General features: G+C 62.2%; 30 protein-coding genes. All 30 read right to left on the bottom strand.

The genetic code is table 11. The features are described from left to right. Positions 1-3: 3 nt before the first annotated feature. Positions 4-1314: a replication-associated recombination protein A gene (locus AC1D0N_RS19370; protein ID WP_477246659.1), complete on the bottom strand. Its 1311-nt coding sequence runs from the start codon at positions 1312-1314 to the stop codon at positions 4-6. 51 nt (positions 1315-1365) lie between these two features. Further along, entirely contained in the window at positions 1366-2850 is a 1485-nt protein-coding gene (locus AC1D0N_RS19365; RefSeq protein WP_477246658.1) for a DegQ family serine endoprotease, read from the bottom strand. A 193-nt stretch (positions 2851-3043) separates the two neighbouring features. After that, positions 3044-3475 carry a 50S ribosomal protein L17 gene (gene rplQ, locus AC1D0N_RS19360; RefSeq protein ID WP_269905925.1) on the bottom strand — a complete coding sequence of 144 codons (432 nt, stop codon included), beginning with the start codon at positions 3473-3475 and terminating at the stop codon, positions 3044-3046. 104 nt (positions 3476-3579) lie between these two features. Beyond that, positions 3580-4590 (bottom strand): DNA-directed RNA polymerase subunit alpha, encoded by a 1011-nt coding sequence (locus AC1D0N_RS19355; RefSeq protein ID WP_013531438.1) that lies wholly within the window; start codon positions 4588-4590, stop codon positions 3580-3582. A gap of 105 nt (positions 4591-4695) precedes the next feature. Then, entirely contained in the window at positions 4696-5085 is a 390-nt protein-coding gene (gene rpsK / locus AC1D0N_RS19350; RefSeq protein ID WP_006205444.1) for a 30S ribosomal protein S11, read from the bottom strand. Positions 5086-5210: 125 nt separating this feature from the next. Beyond that, positions 5211-5579, bottom strand: a complete 369-nt coding sequence (gene rpsM, locus AC1D0N_RS19345) for a 30S ribosomal protein S13 (protein ID WP_006205445.1) — start codon at positions 5577-5579, stop codon at positions 5211-5213. Between the two features lie 211 nt (positions 5580-5790). Further along, on the bottom strand, positions 5791-6387 hold the full coding sequence (locus AC1D0N_RS19340; RefSeq protein ID WP_477246656.1) for an adenylate kinase: 597 nt from the start codon (positions 6385-6387) through the stop codon (positions 5791-5793). After that, a complete protein-coding gene (secY, locus tag AC1D0N_RS19335) occupies positions 6384-7724 on the bottom strand; it encodes a preprotein translocase subunit SecY (protein WP_477246654.1) in 1341 nt (446 codons plus the stop codon). The genes AC1D0N_RS19340 and secY overlap by 4 nt, the downstream gene beginning before the upstream one ends. Positions 7725-7915: 191 nt before the next feature. Further along, positions 7916-8389 carry a 50S ribosomal protein L15 gene (rplO, locus tag AC1D0N_RS19330; protein WP_477246652.1) on the bottom strand — a complete coding sequence of 158 codons (474 nt, stop codon included), beginning with the start codon at positions 8387-8389 and terminating at the stop codon, positions 7916-7918. 22 nt (positions 8390-8411) lie between these two features. Then, positions 8412-8609, bottom strand: coding sequence for a 50S ribosomal protein L30 (gene rpmD, locus AC1D0N_RS19325; protein WP_023736690.1), 198 nt, complete (start codon positions 8607-8609; stop codon positions 8412-8414). Between the two features lie 25 nt (positions 8610-8634). After that, a complete protein-coding gene (gene rpsE, locus AC1D0N_RS19320) occupies positions 8635-9198 on the bottom strand; it encodes a 30S ribosomal protein S5 (RefSeq protein ID WP_006333394.1) in 564 nt (187 codons plus the stop codon). Between the two features lie 81 nt (positions 9199-9279). Continuing rightward, on the bottom strand, positions 9280-9639 hold the full coding sequence (gene rplR / locus AC1D0N_RS19315) for a 50S ribosomal protein L18 (protein ID WP_477246650.1): 360 nt from the start codon (positions 9637-9639) through the stop codon (positions 9280-9282). A gap of 87 nt (positions 9640-9726) precedes the next feature. Beyond that, on the bottom strand, positions 9727-10260 hold the full coding sequence (gene rplF / locus AC1D0N_RS19310) for a 50S ribosomal protein L6 (protein WP_477246649.1): 534 nt from the start codon (positions 10258-10260) through the stop codon (positions 9727-9729). 89 nt (positions 10261-10349) lie between these two features. Further along, a complete protein-coding gene (gene rpsH, locus AC1D0N_RS19305; protein WP_477246647.1) occupies positions 10350-10748 on the bottom strand; it encodes a 30S ribosomal protein S8 in 399 nt (132 codons plus the stop codon). Positions 10749-10760: 12 nt separating this feature from the next. Next, positions 10761-11066 (bottom strand): 30S ribosomal protein S14, encoded by a 306-nt coding sequence (gene rpsN / locus AC1D0N_RS19300; RefSeq protein ID WP_010909282.1) that lies wholly within the window; start codon positions 11064-11066, stop codon positions 10761-10763. A 27-nt stretch (positions 11067-11093) separates the two neighbouring features. Next, positions 11094-11693: a 50S ribosomal protein L5 gene (rplE, locus tag AC1D0N_RS19295; RefSeq protein WP_111548980.1), complete on the bottom strand. Its 600-nt coding sequence runs from the start codon at positions 11691-11693 to the stop codon at positions 11094-11096. Beyond that, entirely contained in the window at positions 11686-12000 is a 315-nt protein-coding gene (gene rplX, locus AC1D0N_RS19290; RefSeq protein WP_013531428.1) for a 50S ribosomal protein L24, read from the bottom strand. Before rplX ends, rplE begins: the two co-directional genes overlap by 8 nt. 12 nt (positions 12001-12012) lie before the next feature. Then, complete coding sequence (gene rplN / locus AC1D0N_RS19285) at positions 12013-12381, bottom strand: 50S ribosomal protein L14 (RefSeq protein WP_006205457.1); 369 nt, start codon at positions 12379-12381, stop codon at positions 12013-12015. A gap of 72 nt (positions 12382-12453) precedes the next feature. Then, positions 12454-12693 (bottom strand): 30S ribosomal protein S17, encoded by a 240-nt coding sequence (gene rpsQ, locus AC1D0N_RS19280; protein ID WP_010909280.1) that lies wholly within the window; start codon positions 12691-12693, stop codon positions 12454-12456. A gap of 11 nt (positions 12694-12704) precedes the next feature. After that, positions 12705-12905 (bottom strand): 50S ribosomal protein L29, encoded by a 201-nt coding sequence (rpmC, locus tag AC1D0N_RS19275; protein WP_006205459.1) that lies wholly within the window; start codon positions 12903-12905, stop codon positions 12705-12707. A 13-nt stretch (positions 12906-12918) separates the two neighbouring features. Beyond that, the gene (rplP, locus tag AC1D0N_RS19270) at positions 12919-13332 is read right to left on the bottom strand and encodes a 50S ribosomal protein L16 (RefSeq protein WP_006205460.1); all 414 of its coding nucleotides are present in this window, start codon (positions 13330-13332) and stop codon (positions 12919-12921) included. A gap of 27 nt (positions 13333-13359) precedes the next feature. Continuing rightward, positions 13360-14088, bottom strand: coding sequence for a 30S ribosomal protein S3 (gene rpsC / locus AC1D0N_RS19265; RefSeq protein WP_258601606.1), 729 nt, complete (start codon positions 14086-14088; stop codon positions 13360-13362). Beyond that, positions 14088-14477, bottom strand: coding sequence for a 50S ribosomal protein L22 (gene rplV, locus AC1D0N_RS19260; protein ID WP_477246644.1), 390 nt, complete (start codon positions 14475-14477; stop codon positions 14088-14090). The genes rpsC and rplV overlap by 1 nt, the downstream gene beginning before the upstream one ends. A 2-nt stretch (positions 14478-14479) precedes the next feature. Then, positions 14480-14758: a 30S ribosomal protein S19 gene (gene rpsS / locus AC1D0N_RS19255; protein WP_006205463.1), complete on the bottom strand. Its 279-nt coding sequence runs from the start codon at positions 14756-14758 to the stop codon at positions 14480-14482. Between the two features lie 16 nt (positions 14759-14774). Beyond that, positions 14775-15608: a 50S ribosomal protein L2 gene (gene rplB / locus AC1D0N_RS19250; protein ID WP_477246642.1), complete on the bottom strand. Its 834-nt coding sequence runs from the start codon at positions 15606-15608 to the stop codon at positions 14775-14777. A gap of 22 nt (positions 15609-15630) precedes the next feature. Then, a complete protein-coding gene (locus AC1D0N_RS19245) occupies positions 15631-15924 on the bottom strand; it encodes a 50S ribosomal protein L23 (protein ID WP_477246640.1) in 294 nt (97 codons plus the stop codon). Continuing rightward, positions 15921-16541: a 50S ribosomal protein L4 gene (gene rplD / locus AC1D0N_RS19240; protein ID WP_477246638.1), complete on the bottom strand. Its 621-nt coding sequence runs from the start codon at positions 16539-16541 to the stop codon at positions 15921-15923. Before rplD ends, AC1D0N_RS19245 begins: the two co-directional genes overlap by 4 nt. Beyond that, positions 16541-17254 carry a 50S ribosomal protein L3 gene (gene rplC / locus AC1D0N_RS19235; RefSeq protein WP_477246637.1) on the bottom strand — a complete coding sequence of 238 codons (714 nt, stop codon included), beginning with the start codon at positions 17252-17254 and terminating at the stop codon, positions 16541-16543. The genes rplD and rplC overlap by 1 nt, the downstream gene beginning before the upstream one ends. Positions 17255-17317: 63 nt before the next feature. After that, a complete protein-coding gene (gene rpsJ / locus AC1D0N_RS19230) occupies positions 17318-17626 on the bottom strand; it encodes a 30S ribosomal protein S10 (protein ID WP_010909272.1) in 309 nt (102 codons plus the stop codon). Positions 17627-17695: 69 nt separating this feature from the next. Next, a partial coding sequence (locus tag AC1D0N_RS19225; protein WP_477246636.1) for an EF-Tu C-terminal domain-related protein occupies positions 17696-17951 on the bottom strand: 256 nt, incomplete at its 5' end.

Here is a 17951-nt window from a genome sequence, read left to right as displayed (position 1 = left end):
AGCCTACCTTGCTCGCTCGGCGCGCAGCTTTGCCCAATAGTCCAGCCGCTTCCTGATATCGCGCTCAAAACCGCGCTCCGGCGGATCGTAGAAGGTCTGCCGTCCCATCTTTTCCGGAAAGTAGTCCTGCCCGGAAAACGCGTCGGGCTCGTCATGGTCATAGCGGTAGCCCGAGCCGTAATCTTCCTCTTTCATCAGCTTGGTCGGCGCGTTGAGGATGTGCTTCGGCGGCAGCAGCGAGCCGAATTCCTTGGCAGCCTGCGTGGCTGCCTTGAAGGCAGTGTAGACGGCGTTGGATTTCGGCGCCGTGGCGAGATAGACGGTGGCCTCGGCGAAGGCCAGTTCGCCCTCGGGCGAACCCAGATAGTCATAGGCGTCCTTGGCGGCGTTGGCGATGACCAGCGCCTGCGGATCGGCGAGGCCGATATCCTCCATCGCCATGCGCACCAGCCGGCGGCCGAGATAGAGCGGATCCTCGCCGGCATCGAACATGCGTGCCAGGTAGTAAAGCGCTGCGTCGGGGTCGGAACCGCGCACCGATTTGTGCAGCGCCGAGATCAGATTGTAGTGGCCGTCCTGGCCCTTGTCGTAGATCGGCGCGCGGCGCTGGACGATGCGCTGCAGCCCCTCGGCACCGAACACCTCGCCGGGCTTGGCGGCGCGCCAGACTTCCTCGGCCAGCGTCAGCGACGCGCGGCCGTCGCCGTCGCTCATGCGCACCAGCATCGCCCTCGCCTCGTCGTCGAGCGGCAGCGCCCTGCCCTCGGTCTCTTCCGCCCGCGCCAGCAATTTGGCGATGCTCTCCTCGCCAAGCGAATGGAAGACCAGCACCCGCGCCCGAGACAGCAGAGCGGCGTTCAGCTCAAAGGACGGGTTTTCCGTTGTCGCGCCAACCAGCACGACAGTCCCGTCCTCCATCACGGGAAGGAAAGAATCCTGCTGGGCGCGGTTGAAGCGATGTATCTCGTCGACGAACAGCAGCGTCTGGCGGCCATTGGAGCGGCGCAGCTTTGCCGCCTCGAACACCTTCTTCAAATCGGCGACGCCGGAAAAAACCGCCGATATCTGCTCAAAAGCAAGGCTGGTCTCACCGGCAAGCAGCCGTGCGACCGTGGTCTTGCCGGTGCCGGGCGGGCCCCAGAAGATCATCGAGCCGAGCGAGCCAGACCCGATCAACCGTGTCAGCGCACCGTCGGGTCCGGTCAGATGCTCCTGGCCGACGACCTCGCCAAGGTTTTTCGGGCGCAGCCGGTCGGCCAGCGGCCGTCCGGGCGGCGCCTTTTCCGGTTCATCGACGCTGAACAGATCGGCCATGCAATTCTTTTGGTTGGAGCGCGACCTCTTCGGAAATGCCGGAGATCGAACTCAGTAACGCAACACCTGGCGCAGTATCTGCCCGCCGCGCTCGACGGTAAAGCGCCACCAGCGCGTATCCTGCTGGGCAAGCTGCGCCAGCGTCGCTGCCGTGTCGACGGTGGTGCCATTCACTTCACGCACGATGTCGCCCGGCTGGAAGCCAAAATCGGCGGCGGGCGAATCGCGGTTGATGTCGACCACGGTGACGCCTTTGAGGTCGGTACGCAGGCCAAGCCGCTGGGCAAGCCGGGGCGACAGTTCCGCGACTTTGGCGCCGGAGAACGGGCTGCGGCCATGCAGCGTCACTTCCGAGGCCTTGGCGCCTTCCGGCGCGCGCTCCAGCGCGATGTCCATCGTCGCCTGCTGGCCTTTGCTCAGAACAGCGAAGCTGGCCTTGGTGCCGATCGACAGCGTCGCCATCCGATAATCCAGCGCCTCGATGCTCTCGACAGGCGTGCCGTTGAGCTGCAGCACGACGTCGCCGGGCTTCAGCCCTGCCTTGGCCGCCGGCCCGGCCTCTTCGACCGAAGAGACCAGCGCGCCGGTCGGCTTCTCCATGGCGAGCGATTCGGCGATCTGCGGCGTCACCGCTTCGAATTCGGCGCCGATATAGGGCCGCTCGAAGAAATCGAGCCCGGCCTTGGCCGCATCGGCGAAGGCGCGCACCATGTTGGAAGGGATGGCAAAGCCGATGCCGATCGAACCGCCGCTGCGGCTGTAGATCGCCGTGTTGATACCGACCAGCTGGCCGCCCATGTTGATCAGCGCGCCGCCGGAATTGCCGGGGTTGATGGCAGCGTCCGTCTGGATGAAGTAGCCCGAATCCGAAACGCCGATATGGCTGCGTGCAAGTGCCGAAACGATGCCGCTGGTGGTGGTCTGGCCGACACCGAACGGATTGCCGATGGCCAACAACAGATCGCCAACCTCGAGCGCGTCGGAGTCACCGATGGCGATCACCGGAAACGGCTTGTCCGAGGTGATCTTAAGCACGGCAAGATCGAGCGTCTCGTCCTTGAGCATGACTTTGCTGGTGAATTCGCGTCCGTCCGCGGTCGCCACCTTGACCTCGTCGGCATCCTTGATGACGTGGTAGTTGGTGACGATGACGCCACTGGGATCGACCAGCACGCCGGAGCCCAGTGAGGACTGTGCGCGTGGCTGCGCCCGGCCGAAGAACTCCTCGAAGAAAGGATCGCCTTCGAAAGGCGACGTCACCTTGGCCGTCTGCGAGGCATAGACATTGACCACCGCCGGCGCTGTCTGCTTGACCAGCGGCGCGAAGGACAGCTGCACCTCCTCGCGGCCGAACGGCACGCGCTTGTCGGGACCGGAGGTGGAATTTTCGCCCTCGACGCCGTGCAGCAGGTCGGTCAGCACATCGGAGAGGCCCGGATCCGTCTTGGCGGCGTCTTCGGCCAACGCCTGTCTGGCCGCCGGCACCAGCGCCATCACGGCGCAGAGCAGAACAAGGGACAACCGTTTGAAGCGCATTCCGAATCCTCCAAGTCGGGCGCCATCTGTCCCGACGATTGTGCAAAATAAAAGGCTAAGTCGCTGAAATCCGATTATTTTGACCAAAACCGCGCGGTTTGAACCACGAAACCGGCGCGACTGCCCTTTGCTGCTTCCAGAATATGAAAAGGGGCCCGCAGGCCCCTTTTTGAAACACTTGGGATAGACGAGCTTATGCAGCTGCGGCTTCCTCGTCGGTGCCTTCGGCCTCAATGCGAGCGCGGTCGCCAGCGCCCTTGGCCGAGGTGTCGCGGTCGACGAACTCGATGACAGCCATGGCTGCATTGTCGCCGTGGCGGAAGCCCGCCTTCATGATGCGCAGATAGCCACCGTTGCGGTTGGCATAGCGCGGCGCGATGGTGTCGAACAGACGCTTGACGACGCCTTCATTGCCGATCTGGGCAATGACCTGGCGGCGGGCGTGCAGGTCGCCGCGCTTGCCGAGCGTCACCAGCTTCTCGACGATCGGACGCAAATCCTTCGCCTTCGGCAGGGTGGTGACGATCTGCTCATGCTCGAGCAGCGACACGGCGAGGTTGGCGAACATCGACTTGCGATGGCTAATGCTTCGGGCGAAGCGGCGGCCTTTGAAACCGTGGCGCATGGCTCTTTTCCTTCTTCAGTTGCTCAAGAGGCCAAAGCCTCTGATGGTTTTCCGCATGACCGTCGGATCGAGCGGCCCACGCCGCCGATCCTTGGAATTCATGCTCAATATTGGTCTTCGTAACGCTTGGCGAGGTCTTCGATGTTTTCCGGCGGCCAATCCGGCACTTCCATGCCGAGGTGCAGGCCCATCGCCGCGAGAACTTCCTTGATCTCGTTCAGCGACTTGCGGCCGAAGTTCGGGGTGCGCAGCATCTCGGCTTCGGTCTTCTGGATCAGGTCGCCGATATAGACGATGTTGTCGTTCTTCAGGCAGTTGGCCGAACGCACCGAAAGCTCGAGCTCGTCGACCTTCTTGAGCAGCGCCGGGTTGAAGGCGAGCTCGGTGACGGCCTCGGCAGCGACTTCCTTCTGCGGCTCGTCGAAGTTGACGAACAGACCAAGCTGGTCCTGCAGGATGCGGGCGGCGAAAGCCACCGCGTCTTCGCCGGTGATCGAACCATCGGTCTCGATCGTCATGGTCAGCTTGTCATAGTCGAGAACCTGGCCCTCGCGGGTGTTCTCGACCTTGTAGGAGACCTTCTTGACCGGGGAGTAGAGGCTGTCGACCGGAATCAGGCCGATCGGCGCGTCTTCGGCGCGGTTGCGGTCAGCCGGCACGTAGCCCTTGCCGGTGTCGACGGTGAATTCCATGCGGATTTCAGCGCCTTCATCCAGCGTGCAGATGACGTGGTCGGGATTGAGAATCTCGACGTCGCCAACCGTCTGGATGTCGCCGGCGAGAACCGCACCTGGTCCCTGCTTGCGCACGACCATGCGCTTGGGGCCGTCGCCTTCCATGCGGATGGCGATTTCCTTGATGTTGAGCACGATGTCGGTCACGTCCTCGCGCACGCCGGCGATGGACGAGAATTCATGCAGGACGCCGTCGATCTGCACGGCGGTCACAGCCGCGCCACGCAGCGAAGACAGGAGCACGCGGCGCAGCGCGTTGCCGAGCGTCAGGCCAAAGCCGCGCTCGAGCGGCTCGGCGACCAGCGTGGTCAGCGTCTTCTTCTTCGACGAGAATTCGATCTTGTTTGGCTTGATCAGTTCCTGCCAATTTTTCTGGATCATGATGCTTTCCTTCCGTTTACCCGCCACCATCCAATCGTGGCGGGCGACCTGGAATGCCGTGGAGGAGCGCCGATGGGGCGCTCGCGCGGCGTTCGGTAATTCTTTTTAGACGCGGCGCTTCTTGCGCGGGCGGCAGCCATTGTGCGGGATCGGCGTCACATCACGGATCGAGGTGATGGTGAAGCCGGCCGCCTGCAGGGCGCGCAACGCCGATTCACGACCGGAGCCAGGTCCGCAGACCTCGACTTCCAGCATGCGCATGCCGTGTTCCTGGGCCTTCTTGGCAACGTCTTCGGCAGCCATCTGGGCAGCGAACGGGGTCGACTTGCGCGAACCCTTGAAGCCCTGGGCACCGGCCGACGACCAGGCAATCGAATTGCCCTGCGCGTCGGTGATGGTGATCATCGTGTTGTTGAAGGTCGAATTGACGTGGGCAACGCCCGACGAGATGTTCTTGCGTTCGCGACGGCGAACACGAGCGGCTTCCTTGGCCATGATAGTCCTTTCAGTTGATCTCTACACCGCCGTAATGCCAGCGGCTCCACCTTTGAAAGCGAGTAGTGAGTAGGGATTAGCGAATAGGACCCCTACTCGCTAATGGCTACTCGCTATTCGCTGACTTACTTCTTCTTGCCGGCGATCGACTTGGCCGGGCCCTTGCGGGTGCGCGCATTGGTATGCGTGCGCTGGCCGCGAACCGGCAGCGAGCGGCGGTGACGCAGGCCGCGGTAGCAGCCGAGGTCCATGAGCCGCTTGATGTTCATCGACACTTCGCGGCGCAGGTCGCCCTCGACCTGGTAATCGCGGTCGATCGTCTCGCGGATCTGCAGCACTTCCGCGTCGGTCAACTGGTTGACGCGACGCTCGGCCGGGATGCCGACCTTGTCGACGATCTCCTGGGCGAACTTTTTGCCAATGCCGTGAATGTACTGAAGCGCAATGACGACGCGCTTGTTGGTCGGAATGTTGACGCCGGCTATACGAGCCATATTCTTCTCTTCTCCATGTGGGCCGGACAACCTTCAAAAAACAAGGCAGGCCCGGCGCTGTCTGAGTTGCCCCGCGTCCGGTGGAGACCGGCCCATGCGGGAGTTTCCAGTTCAAAGCGGCTGCCTTGCCCTTGCGGACAAGCAAGCCTCATGCCTGATAGGAAGACGGGCCGCCATACCCCAGCGAACCGCTCCAGTCAAGCGCAATCGTTTATTTTCCGTGTGTGGCCGCCGTCAACACCGCTTCGATCTGCCCGGTCACCGCATCGATGTCGGCCATGCCGTCCACGCCCTGGAGCTTGCCCTTGGCGTAGTAGTAGCCGATCAACGGCGACGTCTTCTTGTAATACTCGCGCAGGCGCTCTTCGAACACCACCGGATTGTCGTCCTTGCGCACGGGCTGGCCCGCGGCGTTTGCCTCTTCGGCGCGCTTGACGATACGACCAACCAGCGCCTTGTCATCGACGACAAGCTCGATGACGACGTCGAGAGCCTGACCACGATCCGCGAGCATCGATTCAACCGCATCCGCCTGCACCAGGGTGCGCGGGTAGCCGTCAAGGATGAAACCGTTTGTGCAATCGGCCTGGTCGATACGCTCGGCCACGATGGCGTTGACGATGGCGTCGGAGACCAGTTCGCCGGCATCCATCACCGCTTTGGCGCGCTTGCCTACTTCCGTGCCGGCCTGGACGGCAGCACGCAGCATGTCACCCGTGGAAAGCTGGGGTATGCCGTGTTTATCTACCAGTCTCTGTGCTTGCGTCCCCTTGCCCGCCCCCGGCGGCCCAAGCAATATCAACCTCATCTGGCTTTCTTCCCCCCGCGCAGCTTCGACTTCTTGATCAGGCCCTCATACTGATGGGCGATCAGGTGACCCTGAATCTGCGCCACCGTATCGAGCGTTACACTGACCACGATCAGAAGCGAAGTGCCACCAAGGTAGAATGGTACGCCAGTCGCTGAAATCAGGAACTCGGGCAACAGACACACCAGCACCAGATAGACGGCGCCGACGACAGTGATGCGGGTGAGAACGTAATCGATGTAGTCCGCGGTGCGCTCGCCCGGCCGGTAGCCCGGGATGAAGCCGGAATGCTTCTTGAGCTGATCTGCCGTGTCCTTCGGGTTGAAGACGATTGCCGTGTAGAAGAAGGCGAAGAACACGATCATCGCCGCATAGAACGCCATGTAGAGCGGCTGGCCATGGCCGAGCGAAGCCAGGATGGTGCTTGCCCAGGCCGGCATGTTTGTCGTCTGCGAGAAGCCGGCGACGGTTGCCGGCAGCAACAGCAGCGACGAGGCGAAGATCGGCGGAATGACGCCCGAGGTGTTGAGCTTCAGCGGCAGATGCGAGGTATCGCCCTGGAACATGCGGTTGCCGACCTGGCGCTTCGGATACTGGATCAGCAGGCGGCGCTGGGCGCGCTCGAAGAACACGATGAGCGCGATAACGACGATCGCCAGCACGATGATCGCGAGAATCAGGCCCGTCGACAGCGCGCCGGTGCGACCAAGCTCCAGCGTGCCGGAGATAGCCCGCGGCAGGCCGGCGACGATGCCGGAGAAGATGATCAGCGAAATGCCGTTGCCGATGCCGCGCGCGGTGATCTGCTCGCCCAGCCACATCAGGAACATGGTGCCGCCAACCAGCGTCACGACGGTCGAAATCCGGAAGAACACGCCGGGATCGTTGACGATGCCGTTGCCGCCTTCCAGACCGACCGAAATGCCATAGGCCTGCACCAGCGCCAGCAGCACGGTGCCGTAGCGCGTGTACTGGTTGATGATCTTGCGGCCCTGCTCGCCTTCCTTCTTCAGCGCTTCCAGCGACGGGATGACCGAAGTCATCAGCTGCATGATGATGGAGGCGGAGATGTAGGGCATGATGCCGAGCGCAAAGATCGCCATGCGCTGCACGGCGCCGCCGGCGAACATGTTGAACATGCCAAGCACGCCCTTGCTCTGCGACGAGAAGGCCTGGGCAAAAGCGTCGGGATTGATGCCGGGCAGCGGAATATAGGTGCCGAGACGATAGACGAGCAGCGCGCCGATGGTGAACCAGATGCGCTTCTTCAGGTCCTCCGCCTTGGCGAAGGCCGAGAAATTCAGATTCGAGGCTAGTTGTTCAGCAGCCGAAGCCATGCCTGATTCTCCGCTTGGTCACGCTCGATGCCCGCAGCTCAGGCGGCGCGTGTCACCGAAGCTCACGAGATAAGCTCCGGACTGTAAACATGCAAGCGGCCGCGTTGACGCGGCCGCCATATTGCTTGGATCAAAGTGCGATCGAAGGCAAAAACGATAAACATCCTTGCTGATCGCGCTTCAAATTGTCGTTACTCGGCGGCTGCCTTTTCCGGCAGCTTCACCGAACCGCCAGCCTTTTCGATCTTCTCGATCGCGGCCTTGGAGGCGCCGGCAACGTCGAAGGCGAGCTTCGCCTTGATCTCGCCGTCGGAGAGGATGCGCACGCCGTCCTTGACGCGGCGGATAACGCCGGCAGCGACCAGCGCTTCAGCCGTCACGGTCGCCTTGGCATCGAGCTTCTTGGCGTCGAGCGCAACCTGGATGCGAGCCAGCGACACGACCGTGAAGCTCTTCGCAAAGATGTTGTTGAAGCCACGCTTCGGCAGACGCCTGTAGAGCGGCATCTGGCCACCCTCGAAGCCGTTGATGGCAACGCCGGAGCGCGCCTTCTGGCCCTTGACGCCGCGACCGGCGGTCTTGCCCGAGCCGGAACCGATGCCGCGGCCGAGACGCTTCTTGGAGTGCGTCGCGCCGTCCTTGTCACGCAGATCGTTGAGTTTCATCTGGGTTCTCCTGCGCTTCTGTTCAGCCCTCGTCCACGACGCGGACGAGATGCTGGACGGCAGCGATCATGCCGCGCACGGAAGGAGTGTCCTCCAGCGTGCGCTGCTTGTGCATCTTGTTGAGGCCGAGGCCGACCAGCGTTGCACGCTGCTCCTTCGGCCGGCGGATCGGCGAACCGATCTGCTCAACGGTGACGGTCTTGGTTGCTTTCTTGGCCATGGTCAAAATCCCTGGTCAGCGTCGACTATTCTTCAGCCGCAACGGCGGTGCCGCGGCGGGCCTGAAGGGTCGAGTACTTGATGCCGCGCGCAGCAGCCACATCCTTCGGATGCATCTGGCTCTTCAGCGCGTCGAAAGTGGCGCGAACCATGTTGTACGGGTTCGACGAACCCATCGACTTGGCGACCACGTCATGCATGCCGAGCGTCTCGAAGACGGCGCGCATCGGGCCGCCGGCGATGATGCCGGTACCCTGCTTGGCAGCGCGCAGCAGCACGCGTCCGGCGCCCCAGCGTCCTTCGACGTCGTGGTGCAGCGTGCGGCCCGAGCGCAGCGGCACGAAAATCATGTCGCGCTTGGCCGATTCAGTTGCCTTGCGGATCGCCTCAGGCACTTCGCGCGCCTTGCCGTGACCGAAGCCGACCCGGCCCTTCTGGTCGCCGACGACGACGAGTGCTGCAAAACCAAAGCGACGGCCGCCCTTGACGACCTTGGCGACGCGGTTGATGTGGACGAGCTTGTCCACCATGCCATCGTCGCGCTCTTCGCGATCACGGCCGCGGCCGCCATCCCTACGTTCCTGTGCCATATCCTGTTCCTTGTTTTTTTCCGGAAGCACGGTTGATGATAAGATCCGGCACCTCTGTGGGTTGGCCGGGGGCGAAAGTTTTTAGAAGCTCAGACCACCTTCACGGGCAGCCTCGGCCAGCGCCTTGACGCGGCCGTGATAGATGTAGGCGCCGCGGTCGAAGACGACTTCCTTGACGCCGGCCTTCGCAGCCCGCTCGGCGATCAGCTTGCCGATCGCAGCGGCTGCCGCGGTGTCGGCGCCGGTCTTGAGCGAACCCTTGAGGTCCTTCTCGAGCGTCGAGGCGGCAACGATGGTGTGGCCCTTGGCGTCGTCGATGACCTGCACGTAGATGTTCTTCGACGTGCGGTGAACCGAAAGACGCGGACGGTCGCCGGCGACCTTCTTGATCTGGCGGCGGACGCGCTGCGCGCGGCGCTGGATGGATTCTTTGTTAGCCATGATAGTCTTCCCTGCCTTCAAAAAACGGGGGCCGCCATATGCGGTAGGCGAAAGCGCCTCCCGCGACCGCTCCCCGCGGCCTTACAATTACTTCTTCTTGCCTTCCTTGCGGACGATCTTCTCGCCAGCGTAACGGACGCCCTTGCCCTTGTAAGGCTCGGGACCGCGGTATTCGCGGATCTCGGCGGCAACCTGGCCGACCTGCTGCTTGTCGATGCCGGCCACGGTGATTTCGGTCGGCTTCGGCACGGTGATCGTGATGCCCTGCGGCGTCTGGTAGATGACGTCATGGCTGAAGCCGAGCGCCAGCTGCAGGTTCTTGCCCTGAAGCGCTGCACGATAGCCGACGCCGGTGATCTCGAGCTTCTTCTCGAAACCGTCCTTGACGCCCTGCAGGATGTTGACGATCTGCGTGCGCGACATGCCCCACTTGGAGCGGGCGGTCTTGGTCTGGTCGCGCGGCTGCACAGCGATTTCGCTGCCTTCCATCTTGACCAGCACTTCGTCGTTCACCACGAACTTCAGCTCGCCCTTGGGGCCCTTCGCCGTCACGGTCTGGCCGTTGACGGTCGCGGTCACGCCCTGCGGCAGCGAAACGGGTTTCTTACCAATACGAGACATTTTGTTGTCCTCGTCACTTCTCTTGTTTCAGGTCTCTGTCTTCGGAAACGATCCGAAGACCGGATTCCACTTTGCGGTCAGCTGCCAGATCAGAAGATCTGGCAGAGGATCTCGCCGCCGACATTCTGTTCGCGCGCTTCATGGTCGGCCATCACGCCCTTCGGTGTCGAAAGGATGGCGATGCCGAGGCCATTGGCGACGTGCGGGATCGACTTGGCCGAGACGTAAACGCGACGGCCCGGCTTCGAGACACGGGAGATTTCGCGCACGACCGGCGCACCGTCGAAATACTTCAGCTCGATCTCGATTTCGGACTTGCCGTTGTCGAAGTCGGTCTGGCTGTAATCGCGGATATAGCCTTCAGCCTTCAGCACGTCGAGGACGCGGGTACGCAGCCGCGAGGCCGGCGTCGAAACGCTCGACTTCTTGCGGCCATAAGCGTTGCGGATGCGGGTCAGCATATCGCCGAGAGGATCGCTCAATGACATGTTATGTCCTCCTTACCAGCTCGACTTGACCAGGCCCGGGATCTGGCCGTTATTGCCGAGATCACGGAGCGCGATGCGCGATACTTTGAGCTTGCGATAGTAGGCGCGCGGACGGCCGGTAACTTCGCAGCGGTTGCGGATGCGGATCTTGGCCGAGTTGCGCGGCAAGGCAGCAAGCTTCAGCTGAGCGCGAAAACGCTCTTCCATCGGCTTGGACTGATCCATGATGATCGCCTTGAGGGCAGCGCGCTTGGGACCGTACTGGTCGGCAAGCTTGCGGCGCCTGTTGTTCTTCTCGACTGAGCTGGTCTTTGCCATTTCAGATTTTTCCTTTTCTCGCTGCCGTTACTGGCGGAAGGGGAAGTTGAAGGCCTTGAGCAATGCCCTGGCTTCGTCGTCCGTCTTCGCAGTCGTACAAACGATGACGTCCATGCCCCAGATCTGATCAACCTTGTCGTAGTTGATCTCCGGAAACACGATGTGTTCCTTGATGCCCATGGCGTAGTTGCCACGGCCATCGAAGCTCTTCGGATTCAGTCCGCGAAAATCGCGGACGCGCGGCAGCGCGATGTTCACGAGACGGTCGAGGAACTCATACATACGTTCCTTGCGCAGCGTGACCTTGGCGCCGATCGGCATCTTTTCGCGGACCTTGAAGCCGGCGATCGAATTGCGAGCGCGGGTGACGACGGCCTTCTGGCCGGCGATCATCGCCAGGTCTTCGGCCGCGATCGAAGGCTTCTTCGAATCGCCGGTCGCTTCGCCGACGCCCATGTTCAGCACGATCTTGTCGATGCGCGGAACCTGCATCTCGTTCTCGTAGCCGAACTGCTCCTGCAGCGCCTTGCGGATAGTCTCGTTGTAGACCTGCTTGAGACGCGGCGTGTTCTGGGCCTTGGACTGCTTGCTTTCAGCCTTGGGCTTCGTGGTTTGAGCCTTAGCCATTGATGACTTCTCCCGAGCGCTTGGCGACGCGCACCTTCTTGCCGTCCTTCTGGAAGATGAAGCCGACGCGGGTCGGCTTGCCATCCTTGGGGTCGGCCAGCGCGATGTTCGACAGCTGGATCGGCGCTTCCTTGGTGATGATCCCGCCCTCTTGGGACTGGGACTGCTTCTGGTGACGACGGATCATGTTGACGCCGCGCACCAGCGCGGTGTCTTCCTTCGGCTGTACCGAGAGGACTTCGCCCGAACGGCCCTTGTCCTTGCCGGCCAGCACGACGACCTTGTCGCCTTTTCTAATCTTCTGCATTGGTCCGGCTCCTTACAGCACTTCAGGCGCGAGCGAGATGATCTTCATGTGGTTCTTGGCGCGGAGTTCGCGCGGAACCGGTCCGAAGATACGCGTGCCGATCGGCTCTTTCTTGTTGTCGACGAGAACGGCTGCGTTCTTGTCGAAACGGATCACGCTGCCGTCCGGGCGGCGGATGTCCTTGGCCGTGCGAACCACGACCGCCTTCATCACATCGCCCTTCTTGACGCGGCCGCGCGGAATGGCTTCCTTGATCGACACCACGATGATGTCGCCCACGGAAGCGTATTTCCGCTTCGAGCCGCCCAGCACCTTGATGCACATGACACGACGGGCGCCGGAATTATCCGCGACGTCGAGGTTTGTTTGCATCTGAATCATGACTGGCCGCCTTCTTCTCTTCTAACGGGATGGGCTCAAAGCCCCTCCCCGGTCTGTCCAAAATTCGTTTGTTTACGCCTGATCCGACGATACGACGATCCAGCGCTTGTCCTTGGAAATCGGCTTCGATTCCTGGATGAACACCTGATCGCCAACCTTGTGGGCGTTGTTCTCGTCGTGCGCCTTGTACTTCTTGGTCATGCGCACGGTCTTCTTCATCACGGGATGCGTGAAGCGCCGTTCGACCTTGACGACAACCGTCTTCTCGTTCTTGTCGCTGACGACGGTGCCCTGCAGAATGCGCTTTGGCATGGTTTTCGTCCTTAAGCCTTCTTAGCCGCGGACTTTTCCGCAGCGATGGTCTTGATACGCGCAATGTCCTTACGGACCTGTCTCACGCGCGCGGTCTTCTCGAGCTGGCCGGTGGCCTTCTGGAAGCGCAGGTTGAACTGCTCCTTCTTCAGGCTGGCCAGGTCGTCGGTCAGCTGGTCCTGGGTCTTGGTCCGGATGTCTTCGGCTTTCATGATCAGCCCGTCCTTATTCTGCGATGCGCTGTACGAAGCGCGTCCTGACCGAGAGCTTGGCCGCGCCGAGACGCAGCGCCTCACGGGCGGTTTCTTCGTTGACGCCGTCGATCTCGAACATGATGCGGCCCGGCTTGACGCGAGCTGCCCAGTAATCGACCGCGCCCTTGCCCTTGCCCATGCGGACTTCGGTCGGCTTCGAGGTCACCGGCACATCCGGGAAAATACGGATCCACACGCGGCCGGCACGCTTCATCTCACGAGTGATCGCGCGGCGGGCCGCCTCGATCTCACGCGCGGTGACGCGGTTCGGCTCAAGCGCCTTCAGCCCGAAACCACCGAAATCCAGGTTGGTGCCGCCCTTGGCGGTACCGTGGATGCGGCCCTTGAACTGCTTGCGGAACTTTGTGCGCTTTGGCTGCAGCATCGTTCTAACTCCAAATTCTCAACTGTCTTAGGCGTTTTCGCGACGGCGACCGCGTTCGCGCTCACCACCACCACCGCCATGCGCATGATCGCCCTCGGTCGCGCGACGTTCCGAAGCCATCGGGTCGTGCTCGAGGATTTCGCCCTTGAACACCCAGACCTTGACGCCGCAGATGCCGTAAGCCGTGTGCGCTTCGGCCGTGCCGTAGTCGACATCGGCGCGCAGCGTATGCAGCGGCACGCGGCCTTCGCGGTACCATTCCATACGCGCAATCTCGGCGCCGCCGAGACGGCCGGCGCAGTTGATGCGGATGCCCTCGGCACCGAGACGCATCGCCGACTGAACGGCACGCTTCATGGCACGACGGAACGCGATACGGCGCTCGAGCTGCTGGGCGATCGACTGGGCGACCAGCGTCGCGTCGATCTCCGGCTTGCGCACTTCAACGATGTTGAGGTGCGTCTCGGACTTCGTCATCTCCATCAGCTTCTTGCGAAGCTTTTCGATGTCGGCGCCCTTCTTGCCGATGATCAGACCCGGACGCGCCGCATGGATGGTGACGCGGCACTTCTTGTGCGGACGCTCGATCACGACCTTCGAGATGGCAGCCTGCTTGAGCTCCTTCTCGAGATACTTGCGGATCTTGATGTCCTCATGCAGCAGCTTGCCGTACTCGCCGGTGTTCGCGAACCAGCGCGAATCCCAGGTGCGGTTGATGCCGAGGCGCAGACCGATCGGATTGACTTTCTGGCCCATTATGCGGCCTCCCCTTTTTCGTCGACTTCACGAACAACGATCGTGAGGTGCGAGAACGGCTTCTCGATACGGCTGGCGCGACCACGGCCACGGGCATGGAACCGCTTCATGACGATCGACTTGCCGACATAGGCTTCCGCCACGATCAGGGCATCGACGTCGAGGTCGTGGTTGTTTTCCGCGTTGGCGATCGCCGATTCCAGCGTCTTCTTGACCGTGCCGGAAATCCGCTTGGCCGAGAATTCGAGATCGGAAAGCGCTGTCGCGACCTTCTTGCCGCGGATCAGCGCGGCAACGAGGTTCAGCTTCTGCGGGCTGATACGGATCGTGCGCAATACGGCGCGCGCTTCGTTGTCAGCAAGCCTGCGCGGAGCTTTGGCCTTGCCCATGATTATTTCCTCTTCGCCTTCTTATCCGCGCCGTGACCGTAATAGGTCCGGGTCGGAGCGAATTCACCGAACTTGTGACCGACCATGTCCTCGTTCACCGAGACGGGAACATGCTTCTGGCCGTTGTAGACACCGAAGGTGAAGCCGACGAACTGCGGCAGGATGGTGGAGCGACGGCTCCACATCTTGATCACCTCATTGCGACCACCTTCACGAACCTTGTCCACCTTCTTGAGAAGGTAGCCGTCAATGAAGGGGCCTTTCCAAATCGAACGAGTCACTTGGCGTTACCTCTTCTTAGCTCTTGCGCTGATGGCGCGAGCGCAGGATGAACTTGTCGGTCGCCTTGTTGGACCGCGTCTTCTTGCCCTTGGTTGGCTTGCCCCAGGGCGAAACCGGATGGCGGCCACCCGAAGTACGGCCTTCGCCGCCGCCGTGCGGATGGTCGACCGGGTTCATGGTCACGCCGCGATTGTGCGGGCGCTTGCCACGCCAGACGGTGCGACCGGCCTTGCCGTCATTGATGTTGCCGTGGTCCGGATTGGACACGGCACCGACAGTGGCCATGCACGAACCGTGCACGACACGCTGCTCGCCCGAGTTGAGGCGAAGGATCGCCATGCCCTGGTCACGACCGACCAGCTGGCCATAGCCGCCGGCCGAACGGGCGACCTGAGCGCCCTTGCCGGGCTTCAGCTCGATGTTGTGGACGATCGTGCCGACCGGCATCGAAGCCAGCGGCATCGCATTGCCCGGCTTCACGTCGACCGATTCACCGGCAATGATCTTGTCGCCGGGAGCCAGACGCTGCGGGGCGATGATGTAGGACAGCTCGCCATCGTCGTACTTGATCAGCGCGATGAAAGCGGTGCGGTTCGGATCGTATTCAATGCGCTCGACCGTGCCGACAACGTCGAACTTGCGGCGCTTGAAGTCGATGATGCGGTACGAACGCTTGTGACCGCCGCCGATGAAGCGAGCCGTGATGCGACCGTAATTGTTGCGGCCGCCCGACTTGGTCAGGCCTTCGGTCAGACCCTTGACGGGCTTGCCCTTGTAGAGGCCCGAGCGGTCGACGATGACCAGCTGGCGGGTGCTCGGCGTTACCGGGTTGAATTTTTTCAGTGCCATGTTTCTGTCCTCGCGGCCTTGCTCAGAGACCCGTCGCGACGTCGATCGACTGGCCATCGGCCAGCGTCACAATCGCCTTCTTGACGTCGCTCTGGCGGCCAACCGTGCCACGGAAGCGCTTGATCTTGCCCTTGCGGACAAGCGTGTTCACGGCCATCACCTTGACGCCGAACAGCGCTTCGACGGCGGCCTTGATTTCCGGCTTCGACGCCTTGTTGGCGACGTTGAAGACGACCTGGTTCTGCTCGGAGGCCATGGTCGACTTTTCGGTGATCGCCGGCGAGACGATCACGTCGTAGTGACGAAGGTCGGTCATTTGAAGCGCTCCTCGAGAGCCTCGACGGCGGCCTTCGAAAGGACCAGCGTGCCGCGGCGCAGAATGTCGTAGACGTTGATGCCCTGGATGGGCAGCACGTCGATGTTCGGGATGTTCGTAGCTGCCAGCTTGAAGTTCTTGTCAAGCTCGGCGCCGCCGATCAGCAAAGCGTTGGTCAGGCCCAGCGTCGCGAAATTCGCGATCAGCGCCTTCGTCTTGGCCTCGGTCAGCTTCAGCTCGTCGATGATGATGATCGACGCGCTCTTGGCCTTGGCCGAGAGAGCATGCTTGAGGCCGAGTGCGCGGACCTTCTTCGGCAAATCGTGCTCGTGGCTGCGAACGACCGGGCCGTGAGCCTTGCCGCCGCCGCGGAACTGCGGAGCGCGTGCCGAATGGTGACGGGCGCGGCCCGTACCCTTCTGCTTGTACATCTTGGCGCCGGTGCGCGCGATTTCGGCGCGGCCCTTGGCCTTGTGCGTGCCCTGCTGCTTCTTGGCGAGCTGCCAGCGCACGACGCGCTGCAGGATGTCTTCGCGCGGATCAAGGCCGAAAATCTCCTCGGAGAGTTTCACCTTGCCGGCGTCCTTGCCGCCCAGCGTTGTGATCTTGATGTCCATTATTCCGCTCCCTCTGTGGCCGGGGCATCGTTCTTGGCGACAGCACGGATTGCGGCAGGCTTCGGCGCATTGGCCGGCAGCGCCACCTTGGCGGCGTCGCGAACCAGGATCCAGGCGCCCTTCGAACCGGGAACCGCACCGCGGATCAGGATCAGGCCGCGATCGGCATCGGTCGAAACGATCTCGACATTCTGCGTGGTGACGCGGGTGTCGCCCATGTGGCCAGCCATATGCTTGCCCTTGAACACCTTGCCCGGATCCTGGCGCTGGCCAGTCGAACCGTGCGTACGGTGAGACACCGAGTTACCGTGCGTCGCGCGGCCACCACCCATATGGTGGCGCTTGATGACGCCCTGGAAACCCTTGCCGATCGTCGTGCCCGTCACATCGACCTTCTGGCCGGCAACGTAATGCTCGACGGTGATCTCGGCGCCGACATCGATCATGTTGTCGGCCGAGACGCGGAACTCGGCAACCTTGGCCTTGGGCTCGACGGAAGCGGTCGCGAAATGGCCGCGCATCGCCTTCGACGTGTTCTTCACCTTGGCAAGGCCAACGCCGAGCTGGACGGCGGTATAGCCGTTCTTCTCCTGCGTGCGCTGCGCCACGACCTGGCAGTTCTCCATCTGGAGAACGGTGACGGGAACATGTTCCCCGGCATCGTTGTAGATGCGGGTCATTCCCACCTTCTTTGCAATCACACCTGAACGCATCGGTTCAATTCCTTTAGAGTTCCGGGCCAGGGGCACCGCCCCTTCCTCGCTCGCTCTCGTTCCTTAGAGCTTGATCTCGACGTCGACACCGGCGGCCAGATCGAGCTTCATCAAAGCATCGACCGTCTGCGGGGTCGGATCGACGATGTCGAGCAGACGCTTGTGCGTGCGCATCTCGAACTGCTCGCGGCTCTTCTTGTCGACGTGAGGCGACCGGTTGACCGTGAACTTTTCGATCCGCGTCGGCAGCGGAATGGGGCCGCGGACGTTGGCACCGGTGCGCTTGGCCGTCGACACGATTTCCTTCGTCGAGGCGTCGAGCACGCGGTGATCAAACGCCTTCAGGCGGATGCGGATATTCTGTCCGTTCATGCGTCACTTCCTTGTTCTGGCGCGGCGCGGGCATATCCTGCGCCCGCGACAGATCGGTTTAAGTCCAAGTTACTCTTTGATGGTGACGACGATGCCGGCACCGACGGTGCGGCCGCCTTCACGGATGGCGAAGCGCAGCTTCTCTTCCATGGCGATCGGCACGATCAGCTCGACATCGACCGTGATGTTGTCGCCCGGCATCACCATCTCGGTGCCTTCCGGCAGCGACACAATGCCGGTCACGTCCGTCGTGCGGAAATAGAACTGCGGACGGTAGTTGGTGAAGAACGGCGTGTGACGGCCACCTTCGTCCTTGGTCAGGATG

It is taken from the genome of Mesorhizobium sp. P2_E10 (assembly GCF_056404235.1).
The sequence above is the reverse complement of the archived record's forward strand: the minus strand, read 5'-3'. Positions and strand labels throughout refer to the sequence as shown.

What these genes read in the sequence shown, in the direction of transcription:
- rplX (WP_013531428.1), bottom strand. Translation starts at nt 12,000, where the DNA reads ATGCAGAAGATTAGAAAAGGCGACAAGGTCGTCGTGCTGGCCGGCAAG.
- rpsC (WP_258601606.1), bottom strand. Translation starts at nt 14,088, where the DNA reads ATGGGCCAGAAAGTCAATCCGATCGGTCTGCGCCTCGGCATCAACCGC.
- rpsJ (WP_010909272.1), bottom strand. Translation starts at nt 17,626, where the DNA reads ATGAACGGACAGAATATCCGCATCCGCCTGAAGGCGTTTGATCACCGC.
- rpsQ (WP_010909280.1), bottom strand. Translation starts at nt 12,693, where the DNA reads ATGCCAAAGCGCATTCTGCAGGGCACCGTCGTCAGCGACAAGAACGAG.
- rplE (WP_111548980.1), bottom strand. Translation starts at nt 11,693, where the DNA reads ATGGCTAAGGCTCAAACCACGAAGCCCAAGGCTGAAAGCAAGCAGTCC.
- rpsM (WP_006205445.1), bottom strand. Translation starts at nt 5,579, where the DNA reads ATGGCTCGTATAGCCGGCGTCAACATTCCGACCAACAAGCGCGTCGTC.
- rplO (WP_477246652.1), bottom strand. Translation starts at nt 8,389, where the DNA reads ATGAAACTCAACGATCTGCGTGACAAGGACGGCGCGACGCACTCCAAG.
- AC1D0N_RS19245 (WP_477246640.1), bottom strand. Translation starts at nt 15,924, where the DNA reads ATGACCGACCTTCGTCACTACGACGTGATCGTCTCGCCGGCGATCACC.
- secY (WP_477246654.1), bottom strand. Translation starts at nt 7,724, where the DNA reads ATGGCTTCGGCTGCTGAACAACTAGCCTCGAATCTGAATTTCTCGGCC.
- AC1D0N_RS19355 (WP_013531438.1), bottom strand. Translation starts at nt 4,590, where the DNA reads ATGATCCAGAAAAATTGGCAGGAACTGATCAAGCCAAACAAGATCGAA.
- AC1D0N_RS19370 (WP_477246659.1), bottom strand. Translation starts at nt 1,314, where the DNA reads ATGGCCGATCTGTTCAGCGTCGATGAACCGGAAAAGGCGCCGCCCGGA.
- rpsN (WP_010909282.1), bottom strand. Translation starts at nt 11,066, where the DNA reads ATGGCAAAGACCAGCTCAGTCGAGAAGAACAACAGGCGCCGCAAGCTT.
- rpsK (WP_006205444.1), bottom strand. Translation starts at nt 5,085, where the DNA reads ATGGCCAAGGAAGCCGCTCGTGTTCGCCGTCGCGAACGCAAGAACATC.
- rplR (WP_477246650.1), bottom strand. Translation starts at nt 9,639, where the DNA reads ATGGCTAACAAAGAATCCATCCAGCGCCGCGCGCAGCGCGTCCGCCGC.
- rplF (WP_477246649.1), bottom strand. Translation starts at nt 10,260, where the DNA reads ATGTCTCGTATTGGTAAGAAACCCGTTTCGCTGCCGCAGGGCGTGACC.
- AC1D0N_RS19365 (WP_477246658.1), bottom strand. Translation starts at nt 2,850, where the DNA reads ATGCGCTTCAAACGGTTGTCCCTTGTTCTGCTCTGCGCCGTGATGGCG.
- rpsE (WP_006333394.1), bottom strand. Translation starts at nt 9,198, where the DNA reads ATGGCACAGGAACGTAGGGATGGCGGCCGCGGCCGTGATCGCGAAGAG.
- rplN (WP_006205457.1), bottom strand. Translation starts at nt 12,381, where the DNA reads ATGATTCAGATGCAAACAAACCTCGACGTCGCGGATAATTCCGGCGCC.
- rplQ (WP_269905925.1), bottom strand. Translation starts at nt 3,475, where the DNA reads ATGCGCCACGGTTTCAAAGGCCGCCGCTTCGCCCGAAGCATTAGCCAT.
- rpsH (WP_477246647.1), bottom strand. Translation starts at nt 10,748, where the DNA reads ATGTCATTGAGCGATCCTCTCGGCGATATGCTGACCCGCATCCGCAAC.
- AC1D0N_RS19340 (WP_477246656.1), bottom strand. Translation starts at nt 6,387, where the DNA reads ATGAGGTTGATATTGCTTGGGCCGCCGGGGGCGGGCAAGGGGACGCAA.
- rplC (WP_477246637.1), bottom strand. Translation starts at nt 17,254, where the DNA reads ATGCGTTCAGGTGTGATTGCAAAGAAGGTGGGAATGACCCGCATCTAC.
- rplD (WP_477246638.1), bottom strand. Translation starts at nt 16,541, where the DNA reads ATGGACATCAAGATCACAACGCTGGGCGGCAAGGACGCCGGCAAGGTG.
- rpmD (WP_023736690.1), bottom strand. Translation starts at nt 8,609, where the DNA reads ATGGCCAAGAAAGCAACCAAGACCGTCACCGTTGAGCAGATCGGTTCG.
- rplV (WP_477246644.1), bottom strand. Translation starts at nt 14,477, where the DNA reads ATGGGCAAGGCCAAAGCTCCGCGCAGGCTTGCTGACAACGAAGCGCGC.
- rplB (WP_477246642.1), bottom strand. Translation starts at nt 15,608, where the DNA reads ATGGCACTGAAAAAATTCAACCCGGTAACGCCGAGCACCCGCCAGCTG.
- rplP (WP_006205460.1), bottom strand. Translation starts at nt 13,332, where the DNA reads ATGCTGCAGCCAAAGCGCACAAAGTTCCGCAAGCAGTTCAAGGGCCGC.
- rpmC (WP_006205459.1), bottom strand. Translation starts at nt 12,905, where the DNA reads ATGAAAGCCGAAGACATCCGGACCAAGACCCAGGACCAGCTGACCGAC.